General features: G+C 72.3%; 21 protein-coding genes and 1 pseudogene. 15 read left to right on the forward strand and 7 right to left on the reverse strand.

Annotated features, from left to right (window positions below; all coding sequences use genetic code 11):
* Positions 1–7 precede the first annotated feature (7 nt).
* From AFM16_RS02580 to AFM16_RS02595, 4 genes are all read right to left on the reverse strand, one after another.
* On the reverse strand, positions 8–1,024 hold the full coding sequence (locus AFM16_RS02580; protein WP_078632094.1) for an ABC transporter substrate-binding protein: 1,017 nt from the start codon (positions 1,022–1,024) through the stop codon (positions 8–10).
* 9 nt (positions 1,025–1,033) lie between these two features.
* Positions 1,034–1,792, reverse strand: a complete 759-nt coding sequence (locus tag AFM16_RS02585) for an ABC transporter ATP-binding protein (RefSeq protein WP_078632096.1) — start codon at positions 1,790–1,792, stop codon at positions 1,034–1,036.
* A 24-nt stretch (positions 1,793–1,816) separates the two neighbouring features.
* Positions 1,817–2,830, reverse strand: a complete 1,014-nt coding sequence (locus AFM16_RS02590) for a FecCD family ABC transporter permease (RefSeq protein WP_030781237.1) — start codon at positions 2,828–2,830, stop codon at positions 1,817–1,819.
* 404 nt (positions 2,831–3,234) lie between these two features.
* Positions 3,235–5,508, reverse strand: a complete 2,274-nt coding sequence (locus AFM16_RS02595) for a M4 family metallopeptidase (protein ID WP_078632099.1) — start codon at positions 5,506–5,508, stop codon at positions 3,235–3,237.
* Between the two features lie 328 nt (positions 5,509–5,836).
* Here AFM16_RS02595 and AFM16_RS02600 point away from each other — a divergent pair, with 328 nt between their 5' ends.
* Positions 5,837–6,304: a hypothetical protein gene (locus AFM16_RS02600; protein ID WP_030781250.1), complete on the forward strand. Its 468-nt coding sequence runs from the start codon at positions 5,837–5,839 to the stop codon at positions 6,302–6,304.
* 6 nt (positions 6,305–6,310) lie between these two features.
* Here the strand turns inward: AFM16_RS02600 and AFM16_RS02605 are convergent, their stop codons facing one another.
* Positions 6,311–6,763 (reverse strand): flavodoxin family protein, encoded by a 453-nt coding sequence (locus AFM16_RS02605; RefSeq protein WP_030781268.1) that lies wholly within the window; start codon positions 6,761–6,763, stop codon positions 6,311–6,313.
* Between the two features lie 258 nt (positions 6,764–7,021).
* On the opposite strand from AFM16_RS02605, the gene AFM16_RS02610 reads away from it, so the two are divergent.
* The 9 genes and pseudogenes from AFM16_RS02610 (at position 7,022) to AFM16_RS02650 (ending at position 14,438) form a co-directional block, all read left to right on the forward strand.
* The gene (locus AFM16_RS02610; RefSeq protein ID WP_030781280.1) at positions 7,022–7,396 is read left to right on the forward strand and encodes a hypothetical protein; all 375 of its coding nucleotides are present in this window, start codon (positions 7,022–7,024) and stop codon (positions 7,394–7,396) included.
* 207 nt (positions 7,397–7,603) lie between these two features.
* Positions 7,604–7,942: pseudogene (locus AFM16_RS02615) on the forward strand (ArsR/SmtB family transcription factor); the annotation flags it as partial.
* Positions 7,943–8,294: 352 nt separating this feature from the next.
* Positions 8,295–8,762, forward strand: coding sequence for a hypothetical protein (locus AFM16_RS02620; protein WP_078632101.1), 468 nt, complete (start codon positions 8,295–8,297; stop codon positions 8,760–8,762).
* Between the two features lie 270 nt (positions 8,763–9,032).
* Complete coding sequence (locus AFM16_RS02625) at positions 9,033–10,520, forward strand: ATP-binding protein (RefSeq protein ID WP_245177617.1); 1,488 nt, start codon at positions 9,033–9,035, stop codon at positions 10,518–10,520.
* Positions 10,517–10,939 (forward strand): roadblock/LC7 domain-containing protein, encoded by a 423-nt coding sequence (locus tag AFM16_RS02630; RefSeq protein ID WP_030781288.1) that lies wholly within the window; start codon positions 10,517–10,519, stop codon positions 10,937–10,939. Before AFM16_RS02625 ends, AFM16_RS02630 begins: the two co-directional genes overlap by 4 nt.
* Positions 10,936–11,298, forward strand: coding sequence for a DUF742 domain-containing protein (locus AFM16_RS02635; protein ID WP_078632103.1), 363 nt, complete (start codon positions 10,936–10,938; stop codon positions 11,296–11,298). The genes AFM16_RS02630 and AFM16_RS02635 overlap by 4 nt, the downstream gene beginning before the upstream one ends.
* Positions 11,270–11,920: a GTP-binding protein gene (locus tag AFM16_RS02640; protein ID WP_078632105.1), complete on the forward strand. Its 651-nt coding sequence runs from the start codon at positions 11,270–11,272 to the stop codon at positions 11,918–11,920. The genes AFM16_RS02635 and AFM16_RS02640 overlap by 29 nt, the downstream gene beginning before the upstream one ends.
* A complete protein-coding gene (locus AFM16_RS02645; RefSeq protein ID WP_245177618.1) occupies positions 11,917–13,224 on the forward strand; it encodes a cytochrome P450 family protein in 1,308 nt (435 codons plus the stop codon). The genes AFM16_RS02640 and AFM16_RS02645 overlap by 4 nt, the downstream gene beginning before the upstream one ends.
* A complete protein-coding gene (locus AFM16_RS02650) occupies positions 13,221–14,438 on the forward strand; it encodes a cytochrome P450 family protein (RefSeq protein ID WP_030781298.1) in 1,218 nt (405 codons plus the stop codon). The genes AFM16_RS02645 and AFM16_RS02650 overlap by 4 nt, the downstream gene beginning before the upstream one ends.
* A gap of 161 nt (positions 14,439–14,599) precedes the next feature.
* Here AFM16_RS02650 and AFM16_RS02655 read toward each other — a convergent pair whose 3' ends face one another.
* Positions 14,600–16,108 (reverse strand): helix-turn-helix domain-containing protein, encoded by a 1,509-nt coding sequence (locus AFM16_RS02655; protein WP_078632107.1) that lies wholly within the window; start codon positions 16,106–16,108, stop codon positions 14,600–14,602.
* A gap of 247 nt (positions 16,109–16,355) precedes the next feature.
* Here AFM16_RS02655 and AFM16_RS02660 point away from each other — a divergent pair, with 247 nt between their 5' ends.
* The 4 genes from AFM16_RS02660 (at position 16,356) to AFM16_RS02675 (ending at position 19,857) form a co-directional block, all read left to right on the forward strand.
* A complete protein-coding gene (locus tag AFM16_RS02660) occupies positions 16,356–16,955 on the forward strand; it encodes a TetR/AcrR family transcriptional regulator (RefSeq protein ID WP_030781303.1) in 600 nt (199 codons plus the stop codon).
* Positions 16,956–16,999: 44 nt separating this feature from the next.
* A complete protein-coding gene (locus AFM16_RS02665; protein ID WP_030781306.1) occupies positions 17,000–17,620 on the forward strand; it encodes an L-threonylcarbamoyladenylate synthase in 621 nt (206 codons plus the stop codon).
* A gap of 110 nt (positions 17,621–17,730) precedes the next feature.
* Positions 17,731–18,486, forward strand: coding sequence for a dienelactone hydrolase family protein (locus AFM16_RS02670; RefSeq protein WP_078632109.1), 756 nt, complete (start codon positions 17,731–17,733; stop codon positions 18,484–18,486).
* A gap of 177 nt (positions 18,487–18,663) precedes the next feature.
* Positions 18,664–19,857, forward strand: coding sequence for a glycoside hydrolase family 64 protein (locus tag AFM16_RS02675; RefSeq protein WP_245177619.1), 1,194 nt, complete (start codon positions 18,664–18,666; stop codon positions 19,855–19,857).
* Between the two features lie 71 nt (positions 19,858–19,928).
* Here AFM16_RS02675 and AFM16_RS02680 read toward each other — a convergent pair whose 3' ends face one another.
* Positions 19,929–22,331, reverse strand: coding sequence for a M4 family metallopeptidase (locus AFM16_RS02680; RefSeq protein WP_078632113.1), 2,403 nt, complete (start codon positions 22,329–22,331; stop codon positions 19,929–19,931).
* A gap of 398 nt (positions 22,332–22,729) precedes the next feature.
* Here AFM16_RS02680 and AFM16_RS02685 point away from each other — a divergent pair, with 398 nt between their 5' ends.
* Complete coding sequence (locus AFM16_RS02685) at positions 22,730–24,235, forward strand: metallophosphoesterase family protein (protein ID WP_078632115.1); 1,506 nt, start codon at positions 22,730–22,732, stop codon at positions 24,233–24,235.
* Positions 24,236–24,265: the final 30 nt, after the last annotated feature.

The raw sequence follows: 24,265 nt of genomic DNA on the forward strand, positions 1-24,265 counted from the left end.
CCGCCCCTCAGGCGCCGCCCGCCACCGTCCGCAGGTAGGCGCCGAGGCGGGCGATCGCCGACGGGTTGCGGGGGCTCTCGACCAGGTCGACGTAGTCGAGGACGAAGATCCTCCGGTGCTTCACGGCGGACACGTCGCGCAGCGGGGCGTAGGAGAGCAGGAAGTCCTTCTTCTGCTCGGCGCTCACATCGCCGTAGTCGCAGATCACGATGACGTCGGGGTCGCGTTCGACGACCGTCTCCCAGCCCACGGCCGTCCAGGAGTCCGCCAGGTCGTGCATGACGTTGGTGCCGCCGGCCTCGCTGATGATCTGCTCGGGCGCGGCGAAGCGGCCGGAGGTGAAGGGCTGGTCCTGGCCGCTGTCGTAGAGGAAGACGGTGGGCCGGTCCGCGGCGGCGGGGGCCTGGGCCCGGACGTCGGCGACCTGCTTCTTGAAGTCGGCGATGAGGGTGGCCGCGCGCTTCTCCACGCCGAAGAGCCTGCCCAGGTTGGTGAGGTCGGCGTAGAGGGCGTCGAGGGGCGGCATGATGCCGCGTGAGGTCTCGGTGCGGCCGTTGCGGCAGGACTCGGTGAGCACGTACGAGGGGATGCCGAGCTTCTTCAGGGCGGCCGGGGTGAAGCCGCCGTCCTCGCGGAAGCCGTAGTTCCAGCCGGCGAAGACCAGGTCGGCGCGGGCGTCGAGGACGTTCTCCTTGGTGAGCTGGTCCTTGGAGAGCCACGGGACCTTGTCGTAGCCGTCCTTCCAGGGCACGCCGCTCAGGTCGCCCTTGTCGTCGGGCATGGCGAAGCCGGCCATGCGGTCCTCCAGGCCGAGCGCGAACATCAGCTCGGTGATGCCGACGTCGTTGGTGACGACACGTTCGGGCACCTTGTCGTAGGTGACCTTCCGGCCGCAGTTGGTGAGGGTGATCGCCTTGCCGTCGGCGGTGGCGGACGTCTCCACGGTGGCGCCGCAGCCGGTGGCGGTGAGCGCGAGGACGAGGGCGAGGGCGGCGGCCGGGAAGAGGGGGCGCTGGGCGGGCACGGGGGTTCCTTACGGGAGGAGGTCGAAGAGGAGCTGGACGGTGCCGGTGACGGGGTGGGGCACGGGGTGGGCCCGGACGCCGAAGACGTCGGCGAGCAGATCGGGGCGGAGCACCTCGTGCGGGGTGCCGTGGGCGACGATCCGGCCGCCGTCGATGACGTACAGCAGATCGCAGTGGGCGGCGGCGAGGTTGAGGTCGTGCAGGGCGGCGAGCGCGGTCGGTCCGCTGCGCCGGACCAGCGCGAGCAGGTCCAACTGGTGGGAGATGTCGAGGTGGTTGGTGGGCTCGTCCAGGACGAGCACCTTGGGTTGCTGGGCCAATGCACGGGCGATCAGGACGCGTTGCCGCTCGCCGCCGGACAGGGCGAGGAAGCCGCGTCCCGCGAGGTGGGCGACGCCGGTGCTGTCCATGGCCCGGGCGCAGATCTCGTCGTCGGAGCGGGCGGTGCGGCCCTGGTGCGGCAGCCGTCCCATGGCGACGACCTCGGCGACGGTGAAGTCGAACTCGGCGGCGGACTCCTGCGGCAGGGCGGCCAGGACCCGGGCGGCGGCCATCGGGGGCAGCGCGTGCAGATCGTCCCCGGCGAGGCGGATGGTGCCGGCGGCGGGGCGCAGCGCGCGGTAGACGCAGCGCAACAGGGTCGACTTGCCGCTGCCGTTGGGGCCTATGAGTCCGACGAACCGTCCGTCGGGGACGGTCAGCCGGATGTCGTCGACGATCCGGGCGCCGGACGCCTCGACCGTCACGCCGTCCAGGTCAAGACGCATGGTGTCCTCCGGGGGTGGTCATGGTCAGCGGCCTCCGAGCGGACGGGTGCCGCGCCGCATGAGCAGCAGGAAGGCGGGGACACCGACCACGGCGGTGATCACGCCGACGGGCAGTTCGGCGGGGGCGAGCAGCAGCCGGGAGAGCAGGTCGGCCCAGACGAGCAGCACGGCCCCGGCGAGCGGGGCGAGGACCAGCACCCGGCGGTGGTCGGCGCCGGCCACCATGCGCACCAGGTGGGGCACCATCAGCCCGACGAATCCGATGGCCCCGCTGACCGCGACGACGGTGCCGGTGACGGCGGCGGTGACGACGAACAGCTCCCGGCGCAGCACGGTCGGCGGGACACCGAGGGCGGCGGCGGTCTCGTCGCCCATGGCGAGCGCGTTGAGCGCCTCCGCCCGCCGGCGCAGCCAGACCCAGCCGAGCGTCACGGTGACGGCGGCGATGGGCACCTGGGCCCAGGTGGCGCCGCCGAGGCTGCCCAGCAGCCACATCATCGCGGAGCGGGCCGCCTCGCCGCGGGCCGCGCCGAACACCATCACGGTGGTCACCGCCTCGAAGCCGTACGCCAGGGCGGTGCCGGTGAGGATCAGCCGCAGCGGGGTGAGGCCGCGCGGGGTGCGGGCGGCGGCGTAGACCAGGGCCATGGCGGCGAGGGCGGACGCGAACGCGGACACGGACAGCGCCCACACACCGAGCCCGGCGAACACGCCCAGCAGGATGACGGCGTTGGCGCCGACGGCCGCGCCGGAGGAGATGCCGAGGACGAAGGGGTCGGCGAGCGCGTTGCGGACCATGGCCTGCACGGCGACGCCGACGGAAGCGAGCCCCGCGCCGACCACGGCGCCGAGCACGACGCGGGGCAGCCGGATCTCCCAGACGATGGTGTAGGCGGGGCCGTCGGCGGCGGCCACGGTGCCGCCGGTGAGCCCGGCCCACAGGAAGCGGAAGACGTCGCCCGTGCCGACGCCCGCGGCCCCGAGGGTGACACCGGCCAGCAGGGAGACGAGCAGGAGCAGGCCGAGTCCGGCGGCCACGGGGGCGAGGGGCGTGCGGCGGGGGCTCGTCGGAGCGGGGGCGGTGCGGCTGGGGCTCGCCGTCGGTGGTCGGCGCACGGGCGGAGGCGGTCCTTCGGCTGGGGCCGCCTGAGGAGCACGGAGACGGCCCGGACGGCCCGGACGCACGGCCGCGCGGTCCCCCTTCTCGCAGTCCACGGCGAGCGTTCAACGGGTCGCGTACCCACCGTGGGCGATCGGGCTCACGCGGCGGACCTGGGGTCGCCGCGCACACCGTTGCGGGTCAGCGCCGGACTCTCACCGGACTTCCCCCGCGGGGGGCGAGGGGAGCCTAACAAACACCGCGCCCGCGGGTCGGTCCGGGCCCGTGACGCACCGCCGCCCGGACCCTCGGGGGCCCGGGCGGCGGTGTGACGACGGCGTGGTCAGGGCGTGAGCTGCCAGCGCTGGATGTAGCCGACGTCGATGGAGGCGCGGTCCTGGACCCGCAGTTTCCAGGTGCCGTTGAGCGGCTGGGCCGAGGCGTCGACCGTGAAGGTCTGGTCGACGTTGTCGGCGGAGCCGCCGCTGCGGTTGAGCAGGGAGTAGACGGTGCCGTTCGGGCCGACGAGGTCGACGGTCAGGTCACCGCGGTAGGTGTGGACGATGTTGACGTAGACCGAGGCGGTGGCGGAGGCGTTGCCCTCGCGTCCCTCGATGGTGACGGCGGACTCCACGGCGGCCCCGTTGTCGGGGATGTCGACGCGGGTGGAGTTGGCGTAGACGTACGCGATCCGCCAGTTGAAGGTGTCCGAGACCGAGGCGCCGGTGCTGTCGGTGACCGTGACGGTGACGTCGCCGGTGCCCAGGGTGGTCGGGGTGCCGGTGATCAGACCGCTCGGGCTGATGGTGAGGCCGTCGGGCAGTCCGGTCGCCTCGTAGGTGAGGCCGGCGCCGGTGTTGGTGGTGTAGGCGTCCACCTGGAGGCTGACCGCCTGGCCGATGCCGCTGGTCTGGTCGGCGATCGGGGCGAGGTTGACGCCGAGGGCTATCCGGTTGCCGACGTTGATGGCGGCCCAGGCGTCGGCGACGGCCAGGTAGGTGGGGCTGTAGGCGCCGAACAGGTCGGCGGCGGCCGACAGGGTGGCGGTGCGGGCGCCCGCGTAGTTCGTGGAGGAGGTCATGTACGTGGTGAGCGCCCGGTACCAGATCGCGGCGGCGTTCTGGACGCCGATGCCGGTGACGGCCTGGCCGTCGTAGGTCGGGCTGTCGTAGGCGACGCCGTTGACGGTCTTGGCGCCGCTGCCCTCGGAGAGCAGGTAGAAGAAGTGGTTCGCCGGACCCGAGGAGTAGTGGACGTCGATGCCGCCCAGGCTGGAGCTCCAGTAGTCGCGCGAGGAGCCGTCCTTGGAGGGCTTGTCCATGTAGCGCAGCGGGGTGCCGTTGCCGTTGATGTCGATCTTCTCGCCGACGAGGTAGTCCGGGACGTCGGCGGTGAGGCCGGCGTCGAACTCGACGGCCGCGGCGAAGATGTCCGAGGTCGCCTCGTTGAGACCGCCGGACTCGCCCGCGTAGGTCAGATTGGCGGTGGCGCTGGTGACACCGTGGCTCATCTCGTGCGCGGCCACGTCGAGCGAGGTCAGCGGGTGGGTGTTGCCCGAGCCGTCGCCGTACGTCATGCAGAAGCAGCTGTCCTGCCAGAACGCGTTGACGTAGTTGTTGCCGTAGTGGGCGCGGCTGTAGGCGGCGACACCGTCGTTGCGGATGCCGTTGCGGCCGTGCACGTTCTTGAAGTAGTCCCAGGTGGCGGCGGCGCCGAAGGCCACGTCGACACCGGCGGTCTGCCGGTTGGCCGTGGTGCCGTCGCCCCAGACATCGTTGTCGTCCGTGAAGAGGGTCCCGGTGCCGGAGGTGCCCTGGTTGAGGTCGTAGGTGCGCTGGTTCGCGCGGTCCGGGTCCACGAGCTGGTACGTCGATCCCGACAGGGTGGAGCCGACCGTGACCTCGCCGCTGTACTGGCCGGTGCCGCTGCCGGTGTGCACCTTCTCGGCGGCCAGGATCTGCTTGCCGGTGGTCGCGTCGGTGACCACCTGGAGCTCGCTCGGGGTGCCGTCCTCCTGGACGCCCTCGACCACCGTCTCCCAGGCGAGCGCCGGCTTGCCGGTGCCGGCGGCCCAGACGACGAGGCGCGGCGCGCGCTCGGTCGCGGTGCCGGAGACGTCGGCGCTCTTCGCGGCCGCGACCGCCCGGCTGCCGGCCTGCGCGGCGGAGAGCTTCGGGGTCAGCGAGGGCACGCCGAGACGCGCGGTGGCGGCCTTGGACACGGTGGTCCGGTTGTTCTTGAGGTGGACGACCAGGTCGCCGCCGAGGACGGGCAGTCCGGCGTAGGTGCGCTCGTAGCGGGTGTGGGTGGTGCCGTCGGCGTCCTGGATGACGTCCTTGACGACGAGTTTCTCCTGCCCGCCGAGGCCGAGTCGCTGGGCGGTGGCCGCCGAGGCGCTCTGGGCGCTCTTGATCAGCGCGGTGCGGCGGGACGGCGTCAGGGTCACCGGGGCGGAACCGGCGCGGGGGGTGGCGGTGATCGTCGTGGGGCCGGGGTCGGCGGGCGCGGCCGAGACGGGTCCGGCGGGGGCGCCGAGGGCCAGCAGGGTGCCGACGGCGGTGAGGGCGAGGACGGTGGCGCGTCTGCGCCGGGTGACGAGGCGGGGTCGCCGGGGCAACGTGTTCTCCTTCTGCGAAGGTCGGCCCGTGATGCGAGCCGAGGTGGGGGTGGGATCGCAGGGGGGTGGGATCGCAGGGGATGAGATCGCAGGGGTGGGGGACTGCGGTGACGGAGCGTGAAGCACCGGTGAACTTCGGGAAGCAGCCTGGCACTGCGTGCACGGCTTTGTCATGGGAATGCCAAGACAACGGCTGGAAATGACCAGGTGCCTGGGCCGTTCGAGTGGTCCGTTCCCGCGGGCCGTCGTAGCGTCGATACAGCACTTCACCGGGTGATCCGTGTGATCCGGCACGGACGGGTCCCGGGACGGGCGGGCGGGAGCGGACATGCGACACACGACGAGAACAGCGGTCATCATGGGCGCGGCACTGGGTCTCACCGCGACGGTCGGCACGGCCACGGCGGCCCCCGCCGCCGCCCCGCCGACAGTGGAGCGGGCCGTGGTGCGGCAGGCCCCGGACCCTGTCCTCGTCGACTGCCTCTGGAAGCCCGAGGTGCGCCCGAAGGCGTTCATCCTGGCCTGCGGCGACGGCAACAGCAGGCTCGTCTCGCTGCACTGGGACACCTGGGGCGCCCGGTCGGCGCGCGCCACCGGGGTCAACGTCGTCAACGACTGCGATCCGTACTGCGCGGCCGGCAGCTTCCACCCGTACGCGGTGGTGGTACGGCTGGACCGGCCGGAGCCGTGGAAGAAGAACCCGCGGGTCGAGCACTACACCCGGATGACGCTGACCTACCTCGGGGAGCGGCCGCCGCAGTACGACCGGGTCGTCACGCTTCCCCTGTGGAACTGACCGGCGTCACTCCATGAGGCCGGCCGCCAGCGTCGCGCCCAGTTCCCAGCACGCCTCGACGTCCGCCTTGGCCGGCTCACCGGTGACGGTGACCGGCTCGGCGGCGCGCCGCCAGCCGAGCCCGGTGGTGACGGTCTCGACGGCGCGCACCGCGCCGGTGACGTCGTTGCCGCCGTGCACCCAGTAGCCGAAGGGCAGGCCGCGGGTGGCGTCGAGGCACGGGTAGTACACCTGGTCGAAGAAGTGCTTGAGCGCGCCCGACATGTAGCCGAGGTTCGCCGGGGTGCCGAGCAGACAGGCGTCCGCGTCCAGGACGTCGGAGGCGGTGGCGGCGAGCGCGGCGCGGCGCACCACCCGGACCCCCTCGATCTCCGGGGCCGTCGCGCCCGAGACGACCGCTTCGAACAGCGCCTGGCAGTTCGGCGAGGGGGTGTGATGGACGATCAGCAAGGTGGCCACGGAACGGAACCCTGCCCGCTCCCCCGCCGGGCCGCAAGCGACACCCCGGCGGGGCTGTCACGCAGGTGTGGGCCCCGGCACCGCTGATTCGCACAACTCCCGTACGACCGTGGTCGATTGAGGTCACGGATCTTCGATTTCCGAACCCTTCCCGGCCAGTCCCGGAGCGTGCCGCTCCCCCGCCGGACGGGCTCCGTACGGTCGTTCACGAGCGGGACGGGAGGAACCCGGACCCGTACGAACGGCAGGAGGAGCGCCATGGCGAATGTGGAAATCTCTCTGAAGGAGATCATGACCACGGCGGAGGGGGCGGTGGGTGCCGCCGTCGTGGACTACACCAGCGGGATGGCCCTGGGGACCATGGGCGGCGGCAAGGACCTCGATCTCGGGGTCGCCGCGGCGGGCAACACCGATGTGATCCGCGCGAAGGTCCGCACCATGGAACACCTCGGCCTGAAGGGCGAGATCGAGGACATCCTGATCACCCTGGGGAGTCAGTACCACCTCATCCGGCTCGTCCAGAGCCGGCAGGGCACGGGGCTGTTCATCTACCTCGTGCTGGACCGGGCCCGTTCCAATCTGGCCATGGCCCGCCACCAGCTCAAGCGCATCGAGGCCGAACTCGAGGTGTAGGCATCCGGACGATCCTCGGCTTCGCACACCCTCGACTTGCAGATTTCTTCATCTCGACACATCCAGATCAACGCATCACCGGGGTGTGCGGAGCCCGCAGCCACGAGGATCGTGACGCAGGACCTCGCGCGCGGCGGCACACGGAGGCGGGCCGCCGCGCCGCCGAGCACCACTCAACCCACCGCGGCAGGGAGCGAGCGAACGACCATGCAGGTCCCCCTCTACCAGGCAAAGGCCGAGTTCTTCCGCATGCTCGGGCACCCGGTCCGTATCAGGGTCCTCGAACTGCTCCAGAGCGGCCCCGTCGCCGTGCGGGACCTGCTCACCGAGATCGAGATCGAACCGTCCAGCCTCTCCCAGCAGTTGGCGGTGCTGCGGCGCTCCGGGATCGTGGTGTCGATCCGGGAGGGCTCGACGGTCAGCTACGCGCTGGCCGGCGGTGACGTCGCCGAGCTGCTGCGGGCGGCCCGCCGCATCCTGACCGAACTCCTGGCGGGACAGAACGAGTTGCTGGCCGAACTGCGCCAGGCGGACCCGCCGCTGCCCGGACCCCGGCCGGCGGACGCGCCGCTGACCGATGCGCCACTGGACGACACTGCGCTCACCGACACTGCGCTCACCGACGCCCCGTTGACCGACGCCCCGCTGTCCCGTCCGCAGCTTCCCGTGCCGCAGGGAGGTGGGGCCAGGACCTGACGACCTCGCCCGCGCCGGTCGAACAAGGGCGCGGACATCGAACGAAACAGACCGAAACGCCAGGCCCCGCCACCCCTTCCGCCATGTAGAAATATCTACCAGCATGCATATGCCGAGTCGGCATGCGCGCCGACGGCGACCGCCCGGCGGCGTGCCGACCAGCGTCCGGCCGGGTCCTGGGGACATCGGACGGAGCCGGTCGATGAACGAAGTGATGTGGGATCGCGGCGTGGAATGGCTCGCCGCCGCGGCGAAGGACCCTCGGGTCTGCAAACGGGACTGGGACCAGGGCGAGGGCATCGCCCTCCTGGAGGCGGGCCGTTACTGGGACGTGCTCAGCGTGCCGGACCGGCTGGGCATGCTGGCGCTGGACCTGCTGTGGCAGTCGGCCCGGCCCGTCCCCGGACCCACCCTGGTGGACACCGCGGCCCACCGGGTGGGCTTCTTCCTGCCGCCGGACCCCGGCAGCAGATGGATCGGGGCCGGACTGCGGCACGCGAGCCGGGGCTCCTGGGTCGCGGTGCCGCCGCCGTACCGGCCGGCCCGGTTCGTGGAGTGGCTCGTGCCACCGGACGGCACGGGCTCCCTGCACGCGCCGGTCACGCTGGAACTGGCGCTGCGTCAGGCGAACGGCACGCTGGCCGTGCTGACACCGCTGTACGCGGAATAGCGCCACCCGGATGACATATTTGGGCTGTTGAGAGGCCCAACTCGGCTGTCCCGCACGGCAATTCAGACACTCGGCACAGATGTGAACACATGCCGGGCACTTTCTGAGGCGAGTATCGCTCAACCGTGCGGGATCGGTCGATGACGGTGTGTACTGTGCTGCGAGTGCCCGGACACACCTTCCTTCCCGGGCATTCCTGTGCCCTGCCCGCCTTCCCCCCGCCTGCTCGCTCGCCCGGAACGACGTCCCCTCTTCTGGAACCGAAAATCGATGATCCAATTACCGGACCTGGCCGTCGGCGGTCTCGCCGCCGGGACACTGTCCGCGCTCGCCCTCGCCGGCACGTTGCTGCGGCTGCGACGGCAACAGAGCAGGCAGCGCGCCGAGATATCCGCCCTGCACCATCAACTCGACGCCTCCATACGGGCGTTCACGGCGGAGGTCGAGCACCTCGCGAACCACCGGGTGCCCGCGGCGGCCCGTAAGGTCGCCCATCCGCACCTGGAGGTGCCGGGCCCGCTCCAGCCGTCCGTCCTCGGCACCCCGGCCGGGATCGCCCTGGAGAACGTGCTGCTGGCGCTCCAGTCCGAGGTGTCCGCCCAGCGCACCCGGGTGGACGCGGCCGCCCAGGCCGGGATGCGCGGCGCGACCCGGGAGATCCAGGCCGCCCTGTACCGGCTCCAGGACGCCCTGCGCGGACTCCAACAGCGCTACGACGACCCCGAGTTGGCGCAGACGCTGTTCCAACTGGACCACGAGAACGAGCAGTCGCTGCGGCGGGCGCAGGTCGCCGCCGTGGTGTGCGGGGCCTGGGTCGGACTGGCCCGCGAGGAGTCGCACCTGGTCGACGCGGTGACCGGCGGTCAGGCCCGGCTCGCCGGATATCAGCGGGTCACGGTCCACAACCACCTCGAACCCGGCACGGCCCTGGTGTCGCACGCCGTGGAGCCGGTCGCGATCATCGTCGCCGAACTCCTCGACAACGCGCTGCGGCACTCCTCCCCGGACACCGAGGTCCTGGTGAGCCTCGCCCACGTCCACCACGGGGTCTGTGTCACCGTCGACGACGCGGGCCTCGGCATGACCCGCGACGAACGCGAGCGCGCCCAGCGGCTGGTGGCCGGCGACGACCCGATCCTGCTGACCGACCTGGGCGACCCGCCGCGGATGGGACTGGCGGCGATCGGCCGGCTGACCCGCCAGTTCGACCTGGGCGTGGACGTCTCCTCGACCTCCCCCTACGGCGGGGTGCGGGCGGTGCTGCGGATCGACAAGCACCTCCTCAGCCGGATCGACCCCGAGGAGCGGCCCCCGGCGGCCAGCGCCGCGCCCACCACCCGCAGGCCGGCGTCCGAACAGACGGCCGTGCCCCCCCATGCGTACGGGACGGAGCACGGCGAGGCGGAACCGGCCGGACACCGGACCGCCCCGGACACCGCCCCGGACACCGACGCGCTCCCGCAGCGCCGTCGCCGCACCCGGCCCGCCGTACCGGAGCCGGCCGCGGCGGAGAGCGCCGTACCCGAGCCGGCCGCCGAGCACACGGCCGGGGCCGGATGGCCGGCCCGCAGTCCGCGGGACGCGGCGGCCGCGCTGGGCGCCCTCCAGTCCGGCACCGCCGCCGCCCGCGCGGGCGCGGCCGAACTGCCCGGGGCCTTCGCGGCGGGCGCCGACGACACCGAGCAGACCGACCACACAGACGACCGCGCGGACGACGACCTCGCAGACGACCGCACAGAAGGGGGTGCGGCCCGATGACCAGCCGCAACACCGGCGACACGGCATGGGTGCTGGAACCGATCCTCGAGGTGCCGCACGTGACGGCGGCCGTCATGCTGACCCGGGACGGGCTCGTCACCGGGTACACCGACGCCCTGTCGCAGCCGTCGGCCGAGCGGGTCGCCGCCATCACCAGCACCGTGCAGGGCGCGTGCAGAACGGCGGCGGCCGCGTTCGCCGACCGGGAGCGGGCCGACGTACGGCAGATCGTGATCGAGTCCGATCTCGGCTATGTGCTGATCGTGCCCACCGACCACGGCACCTGTGTCGCCGCGTACGGCGACGGGGAGGTGCGCCTGGACATGCTGGCGCACCGCGTCCACTCCCAGGTGGTGCGACTGGGCGAGAAGGCCATGGCGGCCGCGTCCCGAGGGGCCGACGACACCGCTCCCGCATGACGGGCCGACCGGCCGGCCGTCCCCTCGTCCCCGCCTATCTGTCCACCGGCGGAGTGGCCAGGCCCAGCCGCCCCCACATGGAGCGGCTGACGGTGCTGGCGCTCGGCGACGGAGCCCGGCCCGCCGGGCTCCCGCCGGCCGGACTCGCCCTGCTGGACGCCCTGGAGGGCGGCTCGCTGGCGGTGGTGGAGGCGGCGGCGCTGCTGCGGCTGCCGGTGTCCGCGGTGCGGGTGCTGGCGGCCGACCTGGTCGACCGGGACCTGATCCTGGCCCGGGCGCCGATCCCGCCCGCCGAACGCTTCGACCCCGACCTGCTGAAGAGAGTGGCCGATGGCCTCCGCGCCCTCAAGCACACCTAGCGCCCATTCCTCCGGCCGCCCCCGCGACGCGGCCGGCGCCGACGGCATCCATCTGCCGGACACCGCCCGTGACCTGGTGAAGATCCTGGTCGCGGGGCCGTTCGGGGTGGGCAAGACCACCCTGATCGACTCCGTGTCCGAGATCCGGCCGCTGCACACCGAGGAGCATCTCAGCGAGGCGTCCGCGACGGTGGACGACCTGGCCGGGGTGCGGGACAAGGCGAGCACGACCGTCGCGATCGACTTCGGCCGGCTCAGCCTGCCGGGCGGGGTCGTGCTGTATCTGTTCGGCACCCCGGGCCAGGAGCGGTTCCGGGCGCTGTGGGACGACATCGCCTACGGGGCGCTCGGCGCGCTCGTGCTGGTGGACAGCCGGCGGCTCGACGCGTCGTTCGACGTGCTGGGGCTGGTGGAGGACAGCGGGCTGCCGTACGCGGTCGCCTTCAACGACTTCCCGGACGCGCCCCGGAACCACGGCCCCGAGCAGTTGCGCCGCGCCCTGGACCTGGAGCCGGGGACGCCGATGGTGACGTGCGACGCGCGGGACACCAACTCCTCGATCGACGCGCTGCTCGCGCTGGTCGACCATCTCATCACCCGTGACCCCCTGGAGGCCCGGTGACCACCTATCCCCCGGACCGGCGGGACTTCGCGCGCTCGGCGCCGGTGCGCCTGTGGGAGGACGGCTTCGCCTCGGACCCGCTGCGCTACTACTCGGCGCTGCGCGCCCAGGGTGCCGTCGGCTGGGCCGAGCTGGCGCCCAACGTGCCGGCGTATCTCGTCACCGACCGGCGGGCCGCCCTGGAGGTGCTGCACGACGAGGAGCGGTTCTCGCACGACCCGCGGGCGTGGGAGGAGACCGTGCCGGCCGACTCCCCGGTGCTCGGCATGATGCGCTGGCGGCCCAACGCCCTGTTCGCCGACGGCGCCGCCCATGTCCGCTACCGCACCACGCTGATCGACGTGTTCGACCTGGTGGAGCCGCACGACCTGCGGGCGCGGGTGCAGCGGGCGGTGCGGCTGCTGGCCGAGCGGATCGGGCCGCTCGGGGAGGCCGATCTCGTCGCGGACTTCTCGCGGCCGCTGCTGGCGCTGGTCCTCAACGACCTGTTCGGGCTGCCGGACAGTCAGGGCGACCTGCTCAACCGGACCCTGGGCAAGATGATGGAGGGCGGCGCGCAGGCCGCGCAGGGCGAGGCCGAGTACGCGCAGTACGTGCTCGATCTGATCGCCGCCAAGGCCGAGCGGCGCGGCGACGACCTGCCCAGCCGGCTGCTCGACCATCCGGCCCGGCTGACCCCGGAGGAGGTCACCTGGCAGGTGTTCCTCACCCTCGGCGCCGGGTACGAGCCGACGGCGAACCTGCTGTCCAACACCCTGTCGCGGATCCTGGGCAACCCGGACTACTACTCCACCCTCACCAACGGCGCCCGTCCGGTGATGGACGCGGTGGTCGAGGTGCTGCACCACGAGACGCCGCTCACCAACTACGGCATCTACTACGCCCGCAGGCCCCTGTCCTTCCACGGGGTGTGGCTGCGCGAGACGGTGCCGGTGGTGGTGTCGTACGGGGCGCTCGGGCACTTCGCCGAGCAGCGGGGCGGCGACGGCCGGCATCCCCATGACGCCTCGCACCTGTCGTGGGGCGCGGGTGCGCACGCCTGTCCGGTGAAGCAGCACACGCTGCTGATCGTCACCGAGGCCATCGAGCGGCTCACCCAGTGGCTGCCCGACCTCGATCCCGTGCTGCCGCGCGACCGGCTGAGCTGGCGGCCGGGGCCGTTCCACCGCTCGCTGACCGCGCTGCCGGTCCGCTTCAGCCCCCGCTCCCCCGCCGCCGGCCGGTCCGACCGGCCGCACCGGCGGGACCAGCCGGATCAGCCGGATCAGCCGGCTGAGTCAGAACAGCCAGGAGTCCTGTCGTGACCGTGACCGACCGTTTCGTCCTCGACCCGCTGGGCGCCGACATTCCCGCCGAGAGCGCCCGGCTGCGCGCCCTCGGCCCGATCGTGCCCGTGGAGCTGCCCGGCGGCATCCCGGCCTGGGCGCCCACCCGCTACGACACGCTGAAGGAGCTGATACTCGACCCGCGGGTCAGCAAGGACCCGCGGCAGCACTGGCGGCTCTGGCCGGAGCTGGGCGAACACCCCTCCTGGGGCTGGATCCTCGGCTGGGTGGGCGTGGTCAACATGCTCTCCACCTACGGCGCCGACCACACGCGGCTGCGCAAACTGGTGGCGCCGAGCTTCACGCACCGGCGCACCGAGGCCCTGCGCGCCCGGGTGGAGACCATCACCAAGGAGCTGCTGGACGGTCTGGAGACCGGCGGTGAGGTGGTGGACCTGAAGGCGGGGTTCGCGCATCCGCTGCCGATGCGGATCATCTGCGAGCTGTTCGGGGTGCCGGAGGAGATGCGGGACGCCACCGCCCGGCTGATCGCGGCGATCATGGACACCTCGGATCCGAGCCCGGAGCACGCCGCGTTCGTGCAGGAGCAGATCGGCACCGTGCTGGGCGGGCTCATCGCGCACAAGAGCGAGCATCCCGGCGACGACATGACGACCGAGCTGATCCGGGTGCGCGACGAGGACGGCGACCGGCTCAGCGGCGAGGAACTGCTCTACACGCTGCTGCTGGTGATCGGCGCCGGGTTCGAGACGACCGTGAACCTCATCGGCAACGCGGTGGTGGCGCTGCTGCGCCGCCCCGAGCAGCTCGCGGCCGTGCGCAGCGGGGAGATCGGCTGGGACGCGGTGGTGGACGAGACGCTGCGCGCGCACCCCTCGATCGCCTCGCTGCCGCTGCGCTTCGCGGTGACCGACCTGACGGTCGGTGACGTGACGGTCCCGGCCGGGGACGCCATCATCACGACGTACGCGGCGGCGGGCCTCGACCCCGAGCACTACGGGGCGGACGCGGACGTGTTCGACGCGACGCGCGGGGCCGACGACCATCTGGCGTTCGGGATCGGGGTGCACCGGTGCATCGGCGCGCCGCTGGCCCGGATGGAGGCGCTCACCGCGCTGCCCGCGCTGTTCGAGCGGTTCCCGCGGCTGCGCGCGGCCGACGGGGAGCTGAGCCAGGTGCCGTCGTTCATCGCGTTCGGCTGGCAGGAGATCCCGGTCCGTCCGCACGGCTGAGCCGGGGAAGGGCGGGAACGCAAGGGGCGCGACCAGTCCCCCGTACCGGTCGCGCCGCCGTGTTCCCGAACGTACGGGGCGGGCGCGGGGTCTGTGAATCGTGCCGGTGCCCGCTTCGCGGCGTCGAGGACTCACCTGTGCACAGATGAGTCCGGATGGCCCTATTCCGCGCCGGGCCCGTGGTGTCCGTGCAGGTCGGGGTGGTCGAGGTCACGGGTCGCCAGATGGGCGAGGACGACTTCGTAGAGGTCGCTGCCGGACGCCAGGAGCTGGCGTTCGAGGACGGGTTCGGCGCTGCGGACGTGTTCGCGCACGGTCTGGGCGTGCACGCCGAGGAGGTGCGCGGCCCGTTCGGCGTTGCCGCCGGCCGCGATCCAGGCGCGCAGGGTGCCGCGCAGGTCGCGGCCGTCGGTGTCCAGGCGTGACAGCAGGTCACGGGCCCAGGTGTGCAGGGCGGGCCCGGTGAGCAGATCGCCGAGGTGGGCGGGGGCGGCGGCGCCGTCGGTGTGGTCCTCGGTGAAGGCGACCTGGGTGTTGAGGGCGAGATGGACGGCGGCGCGGACGGTGAGGTCGGAGAAGTCGGTGCCGAGGAGGTTCTCGACGCGTTCCATCCGGGCCCGCACGGTGTTGCGGCTGACGCCGAGCACCTTCGCCGCGTTGACGGCGGTGAACTCCAGGCCGAGCCGGGTGGTGGCGAGGAGTTCGGCCCGGGTGTGGTGGGGCAGCGCGTCGAGGGGGCGCAGCACCCGGGTGGTCCAGGTGGCGAGCACCTGCGGGTCCATCAGCCGCTCGGGGTGGGTGCGTTCGGCGTAGACGGCGCGGTGGTCGGGGCGGAACCGGGCGACGGCGAGGGCGCTGACGGCCTGTCCGTAGGCGGTGGCGGTGCTGGCGAGGCTCTGCCGGGTGCTGCCGCCGAGGTAGGCGCCGGGGATGCGCTCGCACAGGGTGAGCAGGGCGGCGGCGGAGGTGTCGTCGGGGGTGACGACGATGACATGGCCGTCCATGGCGGGGCAGCGGACGACGAGGGCCTCGTCGCGGGTGGCGGCGACGCAGTCCTCGGCGAGCCGGTCGCGGTCGGCGGGGGCGCTCTCGACGACGTAGACGCAGGCGGTGTCGGTGTCCAGCAGGCCGGGCCAGAGTCCGGCGGCGACGCGGCGGGCGGCGACGATGTCCTCGACCATCAGGAGCTGGAGGATGGCGAGGCGCAGATCGGCGGTGGCGCGGGCGAGCCGGCGGCCGGTGACGGCGGTCTGCTGGGCGCGCAGCACGAGTTCGAGGACGGTCGCGGTGCGGGTGACGATGTCGGCGGCGCGCCGGTCGAAGGGGGCGGTGCGGGAGACGGTGAGCACGCCTGCGGTGGCGGAGGCCGGGAGGGCGACGCCGATCAGCCGGGCGTAGCGGCCGTCGTCCTCCCAGGCGGCGGAGGCGATCCGGCCGGAGCGGACGTCCTCGGCGGGGCCGTGGCCGAGGGGGGCCGGCGGCCCGGCGAGCGGGGTGCCGGTGCCGTCGGCCAGGCAGACGGTCGCGTCGAGGGTGCGCGCCAGCCAGTCGACGATCCTGTCCACGCCGGGCCCGGTGGGGCGCAGATGGTCGAGGAGTTCGTGCGCCCATGCCGCGTCGGCGCCGCCCGTCGTCTCGGCGTGGCGGTTCCCGTCGTCCCGGCCGGCCATGCGTGTGCGCTCCTCGTTCTCTCCCGGCCCCGCGGGCCGCTTCGGTCGATCCGGTCGGGGACGTTACCTCACGCATGGGGGGATTTCCGAGGTCGGTGCAGCAAAACGGAGCGTCTTGTTCCGGTGCCGGGGTCCGATCGGCCGCCGAGGGGTGGACCGGGCGCCCCGGGCGTACCATATGTCCGTCCGTCGGGTCGTGACCTCGCAGGTCAGCGCCCCTTCGCCGGCGAACGGGAGAACATCCGCCGTGGCCCATCTGCGCGCTGCCCAGAAGGAGATGACCCGCCGGCTGCTGCTGTCGACCGCGCTGGAGCTGTTCGAGGCGCGCGGGTACGCGGGGACCACGGTCGACGACATCGCCAAGGCGGCGGGCACCACCCGGGTGACCTTCTACGCCTACTTCCCGTCCCGCACGGCCCTGATGAAGGCACTGTTCGAGGATCTCGACCGGCTGCTCGCGGAGCGGGAGGGCGCCGAGAACCTGGCCGACGTGGTGGACGTCGGGAACCGGGACGGGATCGGGGCGTGGCTGTACGCCGTCTCGCGGCAGTGGCCCGCGATCCGGCCGTACGTGCTGGCCGCGCACGAGGCGGCCGCCGTGGATCCGGAGGTGCGGGAGCTGGTCGACCGCTGGTTCGACGGGGTGATCGACGAGATCGTGGCGGGCCTGGACCGGGCGGGCCGGTTCGCGCCGGGCTCCCGGCGCACCCGCGGCTTCCTGGCGCTGACGCAGCTCGACCAACTGGGCCGGCACTGGATGCGGCACGGCTGGCAGACCGACCCGGCGACGGCCCTGGAACTGCTCACCGAGAGCTGGACGCATCTGCTGGGCGCGCGGGACGCGTGAGCCTTCCCGGCCGTACGGTTCCCGCCACGGCATAAGCTCGTCCAATGGCCAAGTACTACGACGTGCACCCCGACAACCCCCAGCCGCGCACCATCGCCCAGGTCGCGCAGGCGATCCGGGACGACGCCCTCATCGCGTACCCGACGGACTCCTGCTACGCGCTGGGCTGCCGGCTGGGCAGCAAGGACGGCATCGACCGGATCCGGGCCATCCGCAAGCTGGACGACCGGCACCACTTCACGCTGGTCTGCCAGGACTTCGCCCAGCTCGGACAGTTCGCGCGGGTGGACAACGACGTGTTCCGCGCGGTCAAGGCGTCCACACCCGGCAGCTACACCTTCATCCTCCCGGCGACCCGTGAGGTGCCGCGGATGCTCCAGCACCCCAAGAAGAAGACGGTGGGCGTGCGCATCCCGGACCATGTCGTCACCCAGGCCCTGCTGGCCGAACTCGGCGAACCGCTGCTGTCCAGCACGCTGCTGCTGCCGGGCGAGGAGGAGCCGATGACCCAGGGCTGGCAGATCAAGGACGAGCTGGACCATCTGGTGGACGGCGTCCTGGACTCCGGCGAGTGCGGCACCGAGCCGACCACGGTGATCGACTTCTCCTCGGGCGAGGCGGAGATCGTACGGGTCGGGGCGGGGGACATCTCGCGCTTCGAGTGAGGAGCGGGTGAGGAGCAGGGGTCCTCGCGGCGGGTTCCTTGGTACATGCAACGATATCGCCGTACCCGTATCGTCACCGCCCTCCGGGAAGCGCGCAGAGAGGCACCCCCATGACCTCCGTACAGGGAGCACCCGTCGACATCCGCACCGAGGACGGCGTCGCCGACGCCTATCTCGCCCGTCCCGCCGACGGGGAGCCCCGTCCGGGGGTGCTGCTGTACCAGGACGCGTTCGGGCTGCGCCCGCATCTGCGGGCGATGGCCGACCGGATCGCCGCCGCCGGCTACACGGTGCTGGTCCCGAACGTGTTCTACCGTCACGGGCGGGCCCCGGTCGTGGAGCTGCCGGAGTTCATCGACCCGGGGGCCCGCCCGGAGATCTTCGAGGCCCTGATGCCGGTGATGCGGTCCCTCACCCCGGACCTGGCCATGCGGGACGCGGGCGCGTATCTGCGCTGGATGGCGCAGAGCCCGCTGGTCGCCGAGGGCCCGGTCGCGCTGACCGGGTACTGCATGGGCGCCCGGCTCGCCCTGCTGACCGCCGGGACCTTTCCGGAGCGGGTGGCGGCGGCGGCCGGATTCCACGGCGGGCGGCTCGCGACGGACGCGCCGGACAGCCCGCACCTGGTGGCCGGCCGGATCACGGCGGAGCTGTACTTCGGTCACGCGGACGACGACCCGTCGCTGCCGCCGGAGCAGATCGCGCTCCTGGAGGACACCCTCACCGAGGCCGGTGTCCGCCACCGCTGCGAGGTCTACGAGGGCGCGGGGCACGGCTTCACCCAGGCGGACACCGCGGCGTACGACGAGCCGAGCGCCGAGCGGCACTGGGCGGCCCTGCTGGATCTGCTGAAGCGGACGCTCTGAGCGACGGTCCGGCCACGGGACGCCCCGGTCCGCGGACCGCGGGCGTCTCTTCTTGTTCAAGTTGTTGACATGTTCACCTCTCGCTGTCACTTTGAGAGCGCTCTCAAAGAAGGTACGGACCAACCCCCAGGTCCCCCCACAGGTCTCCCCACAGACCTTCCCGCACGGAGGTGGAGAGTGCTCGCGAAAGTCACGACCCGACTGGTGGGAGCCGCCGCACTGATCGGCGCGCTGCTCACCCTCGGTCCCCCGGCCGGCACGGCCGAGGCCGCCGTCCCCGACACCATCCCGCTCACGATCACCAACAACTCGGGGCGCGGGGACGCCCTGTACGTATACAACCTGGGCACTCAGCTCAGCACCGGCCGGCAGGGCTGGGCCGACGCGAACGGCACCTTCCACGCCTGGCCGGCCGGCGGCAACCCGCCCACCCCCGCGCCCGACGCCGCGATCACCGGCCCCGCCGCCGGGCGGTCGGCGACCATCCGGATCCCCAAGTTCTCCGGACGGATCTACTTCTCCTACGGCCAGAAGATCGTCTTCAAGCTGACCACCGGCGGGCTGGTGCAGCCGGCCGTGCAGAACCCGACCGACCCGAACCGGAACATCCTGTTCAACTGGTCGGAGTACACGCTCAACGACGCCGGGATCTGGCTCAACAGCACCCAGGTGGACATGTTCTCGGCGCCCTACTCGGTCGGCGTGCAGCGCGGTGACGGCAGCACGATCTCCGCGGGCAAGCTCAAGTCCGGGGGCTACAGCGGCTTCTTCAACACCCTGCGCGCCCAGTCGGGCGGCTGGGGGAACCTGATCCAGACCCGCCCCGACGGCACCGTGCTGCGGGCGCTGTCCCCGCTCTACGGGGTGGAGACCGGCGCGTTGTCGGGCAATGTCCTGGACGACTACATCAACCGTGTCTGGCAGAAGTACGCCACCACGACCCTGACCGTGACACCGTTCGCCGACCAGCCGGCCATCAAGTACTACGGCCGGGTCTCGGGCGGGGTCATGAACTTCACCAACTCCTCGGGGGCGGTGGTGACCAGCTTCCAGAAGCCGGACGCCGGCAGCATCTTCGGCTGTCACCGGCTGCTGGACGCCCCGAACGACGCCGTGCGCGGACCGATCTCCCGCACCCTGTGCGCGGGCTTCAACCGCTCGACGCTGCTGGTCAACCCCAACCAGCCCGACACCTCCTCGGCGAACTTCTACCGGGACGCGGTGACCAACCACTACGCGCGGGCCGTCCACGCCCAGATGGCCGACGGCAAGGCGTACGCGTTCGCCTTCGACGACGTCGGCGCCCACGAGTCGCTCGTCCACGACGGCTCCCCGCGCCAGGCGTATCTGACGCTGGACCCGCTGAGCTGAACCGACGGTGTCCCGCCCACGGAGAGAGCCCGTGCGCGGGACACCGCCAGTCCCGGTGAAGGGGGCGCGGATCAGCCGGTCGTGACGGCGGTGTCGTCCACCACGAAGCTGGTCCGGAGCGAGGAGTCCTCGACGCCGGTGAACTTCAGGGTCACCGTGGAGCCCGCGTAGGCCCCGAGGCTCAGGGACTTCTGCACATAGCCGGAAGCCGCGTCGAGGTTCGAGTACGTGGCCAGCGTGGTCGATCCGGCGGTGACCGTCAGCTTGTCGTACTGGGTGCTGGTGGTGGTCTCGGCCGTGTCGATGTGCAGATAGAACGTGAACGTGGTGTTGGTGCAGCCGCTCGGGATCGTCACCGACTGCGAGAGCGTGTCGGTGTGGGTCGATCCATAGCCGTCCAGCCACGCCTTGTAGGAGCCGGTGCGGGCCGCCTGGCCGCTGGACGTGGTGATGACACCGCTGGTCGCCGTCCAGGAGGTGCTGCCGGACTCGAAGCCCGCGTTGCCCAGGAGCTGGGTCGCGGTGCAGGAGCCGCCGCCGGTGGAGCCGACCGTCCAGGTGAACGACGCGGTGCCGGTGGCGCCGGTGGAGTCCGTCACCGTGACGGTGGTGCCGGAGGAACCGGCCGTGGTCGGCGTGCCGGAGATCAGTCCGGTCGACGAGTTGATCGAGAGACCGGCGGGCAGCCCGGTCGCGGCGTAGCTCAGGGAGCCGCCGTTGGTGCTGCTCGCGGAGATCTGGAGGCTCACCGCGGTGCCGACGGTGGCGGACTGGCTACCGGGGTTGGTGACGGTGACGCCGGTCGACGGGACCGTGATGTGGCCGCCCACGTTGATGCCCGCGAAGGCGTTGCCGACCCCGGCGTACTGTGTGGAGCCCGAACCGTAGAGCGCGGCGGCCGCGTTGAGGGCGGCGGTGCGGGCGCCCGCGTAGGTGGTGCTGGACGTCATGTACGTGGTGAGCGCCTTGTACCAGATCTGGAGCGCCGCGTCCCGGCCGATGCCGGCGACGGCCACGCCGTCCGAGGTCGGGCTGTTGTAGGTGACGCCGTTGATCGTCTTGCTGCCGCTGCCCTCGGAGAGCAGGTAGAACATGTGGTTCGCCGGGCCCGAGGAGTAGTGGACGTCGAGGTTGCCGATGCCGGAGTACCAACTGTCGCGGGAACTGCCGTCCTTGTCGGGCTCGTCCATGTAACGCAGCGGCGTGCCGTCGCCGTTGATGTCGATCTTCTCGCCGATGAGGTAGTCGCCCACGTCGGAGGAGTTGGCGGCGTAGAACTCCACACCCGTGCCGAAGATGTCGGAGGTGGCCTCGTTCAGGCCGCCGGACTCACCGGAGTAGTTGAGGTTCGCGGTGTTGGAGGTGACGCCGTGGGTCATCTCGTGCCCGGCCACGTCCAGCGAGGTCAGCGCGTGGGTGCCGCCGGAGCCGTCGCCGTAGGTCATGCAGAAGCAACTGTCGTCCCAGAAGGCGTTGACGTACGACGAGCTGTAGTGGACGCGCGAGTAGGCGGCGACGCCGTTGTTCTTGATGCCGCTGCGCCCGAAGGTGTTCTTGTAGAAGTCCCAGGTGACCTGGGCGCCGTAGTGGGCGTCCACACCGGCGGTCTGGGTGTGGGAGCCGGAGCCGGTGCCCCAGACGTCGTCGGCGTCGGTCATCAGCGTGCCGGTGCCCGAGGTGCCGTTGTTGAGGCTGTACGTCTTGTGTCCGCCGCGCGTGGTGTCGTAGAGCTGGTACGTCGAGCCGGACAGCGTGGTGCCGACGGTGACCGTGCCGCTGTACTGGCTGTTGCCGGTGCCGGTCTTGATGTCCTCGAAGCGGTGCAGTTCCGCGCCGGTGGTGGCGTCGGTGATCACATGCAGCCGGCTCGGCGTGCCGTCGTCCTGAAGCCCGTCGACCACCGTCTCCCAGGCGAGCTTCGGGGTGCCCTCGCCGGCCCAGATCACCTTGCGGGCGCTCCCGGCGTCGGGGTCCTGCGCGTCGAGCGCCCGGGCCGCCTTGAGCGCCTTGGACTCGGCGTTCGCCTTGCTGTAGGTGGCCTCGGTGGACGTGACCGAGACGGTACGGCGGTTGTTGTTGAAGGTCGTGCTCACGGTGCCGGTGGCCTGTGAGGCCGGGGGCGTGTGCACGACGAGGTCGCCGCCGAGGACGGGCAGACCGGCGAAGGTGCGCTCGTACCGGGTGTGCACGGTGCCGTCGTTGTCCTTCACGACGTCCTTGACGAGCAGCTTCTCCCGGGCGCCGAGGCCGAGCGTGTCGGCCGTCCGCTCCGACGCCGACTCGGCACTCCTGATCAGCGTGGTGCGCTGGGCGGGCGTGAGGTCGGCGGGCAGACCGCCCGTGCGCACCGGGCTGGGGTGGGGTGCCGCGGGCTTCGCGGCCGCCGGGACGGACTGGACCCCGACGGCCAGCAGGGCCGTCGTGGAGAGCAGGGCCGCTGCGACCGCGGTCCGCTTGCGGGGGCTGGGTCTCACTCGTACTCCTCCTGCTGCGGCCGCGGGGAACGGCCGGTGACAGACCGGGCAGACGGGTGTGCTGTCCGGGACGAGCTGCGCTGTGCGGGCACCGACAGATGAGGGACCGCCGTCGTGGGGTACGGCGGTCCGCACGGAGAATGACAGGCTTGACGGTGGCATGTCAGCCAGTGCCGGGTGCTTCGAGGGATATCCCTCGGTACCGGACGCGACCGAGGGTGCCCGTGCCGTCAACTCTGTGCGTGAGCTGTGGACTTGCCCTCCCGGGCACACCGGCGGGGGGCCGCCGGCGGGACCGGCGGGCGGGGTGCGGAACCGGCCACGGCGGCACGACCGGGAGATCCGGCGGGTGATCCCCAACGACCGGCGCCCGTCGGGCCGTTGCTACGGTGCACCCCGTGTCTGACTCGTCACGCGATACCGCCGAGGGCGCCGGCTGGGCCGCCGCCGAACCGGGTGCCTACCGGGCGCTGATGCCGAGCCGGGTCGAGAAGATCTCCTGGCTGGATCCCCGGATGCTGTGGGCGGCCCGCAACGGCGTGCTCGCCTCCTTGCTGGGCGACCCCACGGGCCGCACCCGCGCCCGGTGGGTGGAACAGCGGGCGGCGGCCGGCGCCCCGGCGGACAAGGTGATCCGGCGCCCGGACCCGGACCGCTTCTCCTTCATGGTGATCGGCGACACGGGCGAGGGCGACGCACCCCAATACGCGGCCGTGCCAGGCTTTCTGAGGGTCAGTCAGGACACGTCGTTCGCCGTGCTCGCCAGCGACGTCATCTATCCGGTCGGCAGCGCGGACGACTACGAGAGCAAGTTCTTCCGGCCGTACCAGGACTACCGGGCGCCGATCTACGCGATACCCGGCAACCACGACTGGTACGAGGATCTCGGCGCCTTCATGCGGGTCTTCTGCGACGACGCCCCGCCGCTGCCCGCCGAACCCCGCCCCCGCCCGCTCGGCCGGGCCTGGCTGCGCTCCCTGCTGTGGCACCGGCCCCGCCCGGACGACGGCCGACTCCTGGACACGGCACGGCGGTTGCGCGCGGCGGAGGACCAACGGGCCGTGCAGCCGGGGCCGTACTGGGCGATCGACGCCGGACCGGTCCGGATCATCGGCATCGACACGGGCCTCCTCGGCACCCTCGACGCCGAACAGGGCGCCTGGCTGCGCGAGGTGTCGCGAGGACCGCGGCCGAAGATCCTCATCACCGGCTCCCCGCTGTACGTCGACGGGAAGCACCACCCCTGCGCCATCGACGGGGGCGGCACCGTCGACGACATCGTGACCGCGCCCGAGCACCACTACGTGGCGGCGATCGGCGGCGACATCCACAACTACCAGCGCTACCCGGTGCCGTTGGCGGACGGACGCACCCTCCAGTACGTGGTGGCGGGCGGCGGGGGCGCCTTCATGCACGCCACCCACACCATCCCCCGGGTGAACGTCGCCGGGGTCACCGAGCGGGAGTTCCGCTGCTATCCGCTGCGCGGCGACTCCCTCGCCTTCTACAGCCGGCTCTACGGCCGCCGGCTGCGCCTGCCCCGCCTGTTCGCGCTCACCGCGGCCGAGGGGCAGGCGGTCGTCGCCGAGCGGCTCGGCATCCCGCCCACCCGGGTGCCGGGCCCCGAGGTCGAGGTCACCCGGCGGATCCGGCGGGTGGCCGGACTGCTGGGCACCGGGAGCGGCCCGGACCGGCGCAAGCGGCTGCGGCTGCCCGTGCGGAAGGTCTACACGCAGGTGTTCTCCCCCGGCTCCGCCACCTACAGCCCGCCGTTCTTCAAGTGCTTCCTGCGGCTGGACGTCACCCCGGAGTCCGTGCGGCTGCGCTGCTTCGCGGCCACCGGCAACCTCGCGCAGGAGCTGAACCCGCCGGTCGAGGACGAGGTCACGATCCCGCTGGTCTGAGCAGGGCTGCGACAATCGGAGATCGAACCG

This window comes from Streptomyces antibioticus, from assembly GCF_002019855.1.
In the GTDB taxonomy this organism is placed as follows: Bacteria; Actinomycetota; Actinomycetes; order Streptomycetales; family Streptomycetaceae; genus Streptomyces; species Streptomyces antibioticus_B.

Bases quoted from the DNA above. Each gene is read 5' to 3' on its own strand.
- AFM16_RS02625 (WP_245177617.1), top strand. From the start codon at position 9,033: ATGATCCAATTACCGGACCTGGCCGTCGGCGGTCTCGCCGCCGGGACA.
- AFM16_RS02670 (WP_078632109.1), top strand. From the start codon at position 17,731: ATGACCTCCGTACAGGGAGCACCCGTCGACATCCGCACCGAGGACGGC.
- AFM16_RS02585 (WP_078632096.1), bottom strand. From the start codon at position 1,792: ATGCGTCTTGACCTGGACGGCGTGACGGTCGAGGCGTCCGGCGCCCGG.
- AFM16_RS02610 (WP_030781280.1), top strand. From the start codon at position 7,022: ATGGCGAATGTGGAAATCTCTCTGAAGGAGATCATGACCACGGCGGAG.
- AFM16_RS02600 (WP_030781250.1), top strand. From the start codon at position 5,837: ATGCGACACACGACGAGAACAGCGGTCATCATGGGCGCGGCACTGGGT.
- AFM16_RS02620 (WP_078632101.1), top strand. From the start codon at position 8,295: ATGAACGAAGTGATGTGGGATCGCGGCGTGGAATGGCTCGCCGCCGCG.
- AFM16_RS02665 (WP_030781306.1), top strand. From the start codon at position 17,000: ATGGCCAAGTACTACGACGTGCACCCCGACAACCCCCAGCCGCGCACC.
- AFM16_RS02655 (WP_078632107.1), bottom strand. From the start codon at position 16,108: ATGGCCGGCCGGGACGACGGGAACCGCCACGCCGAGACGACGGGCGGC.
- AFM16_RS02640 (WP_078632105.1), top strand. From the start codon at position 11,270: ATGGCCTCCGCGCCCTCAAGCACACCTAGCGCCCATTCCTCCGGCCGC.
- AFM16_RS02635 (WP_078632103.1), top strand. From the start codon at position 10,936: ATGACGGGCCGACCGGCCGGCCGTCCCCTCGTCCCCGCCTATCTGTCC.
- AFM16_RS02630 (WP_030781288.1), top strand. From the start codon at position 10,517: ATGACCAGCCGCAACACCGGCGACACGGCATGGGTGCTGGAACCGATC.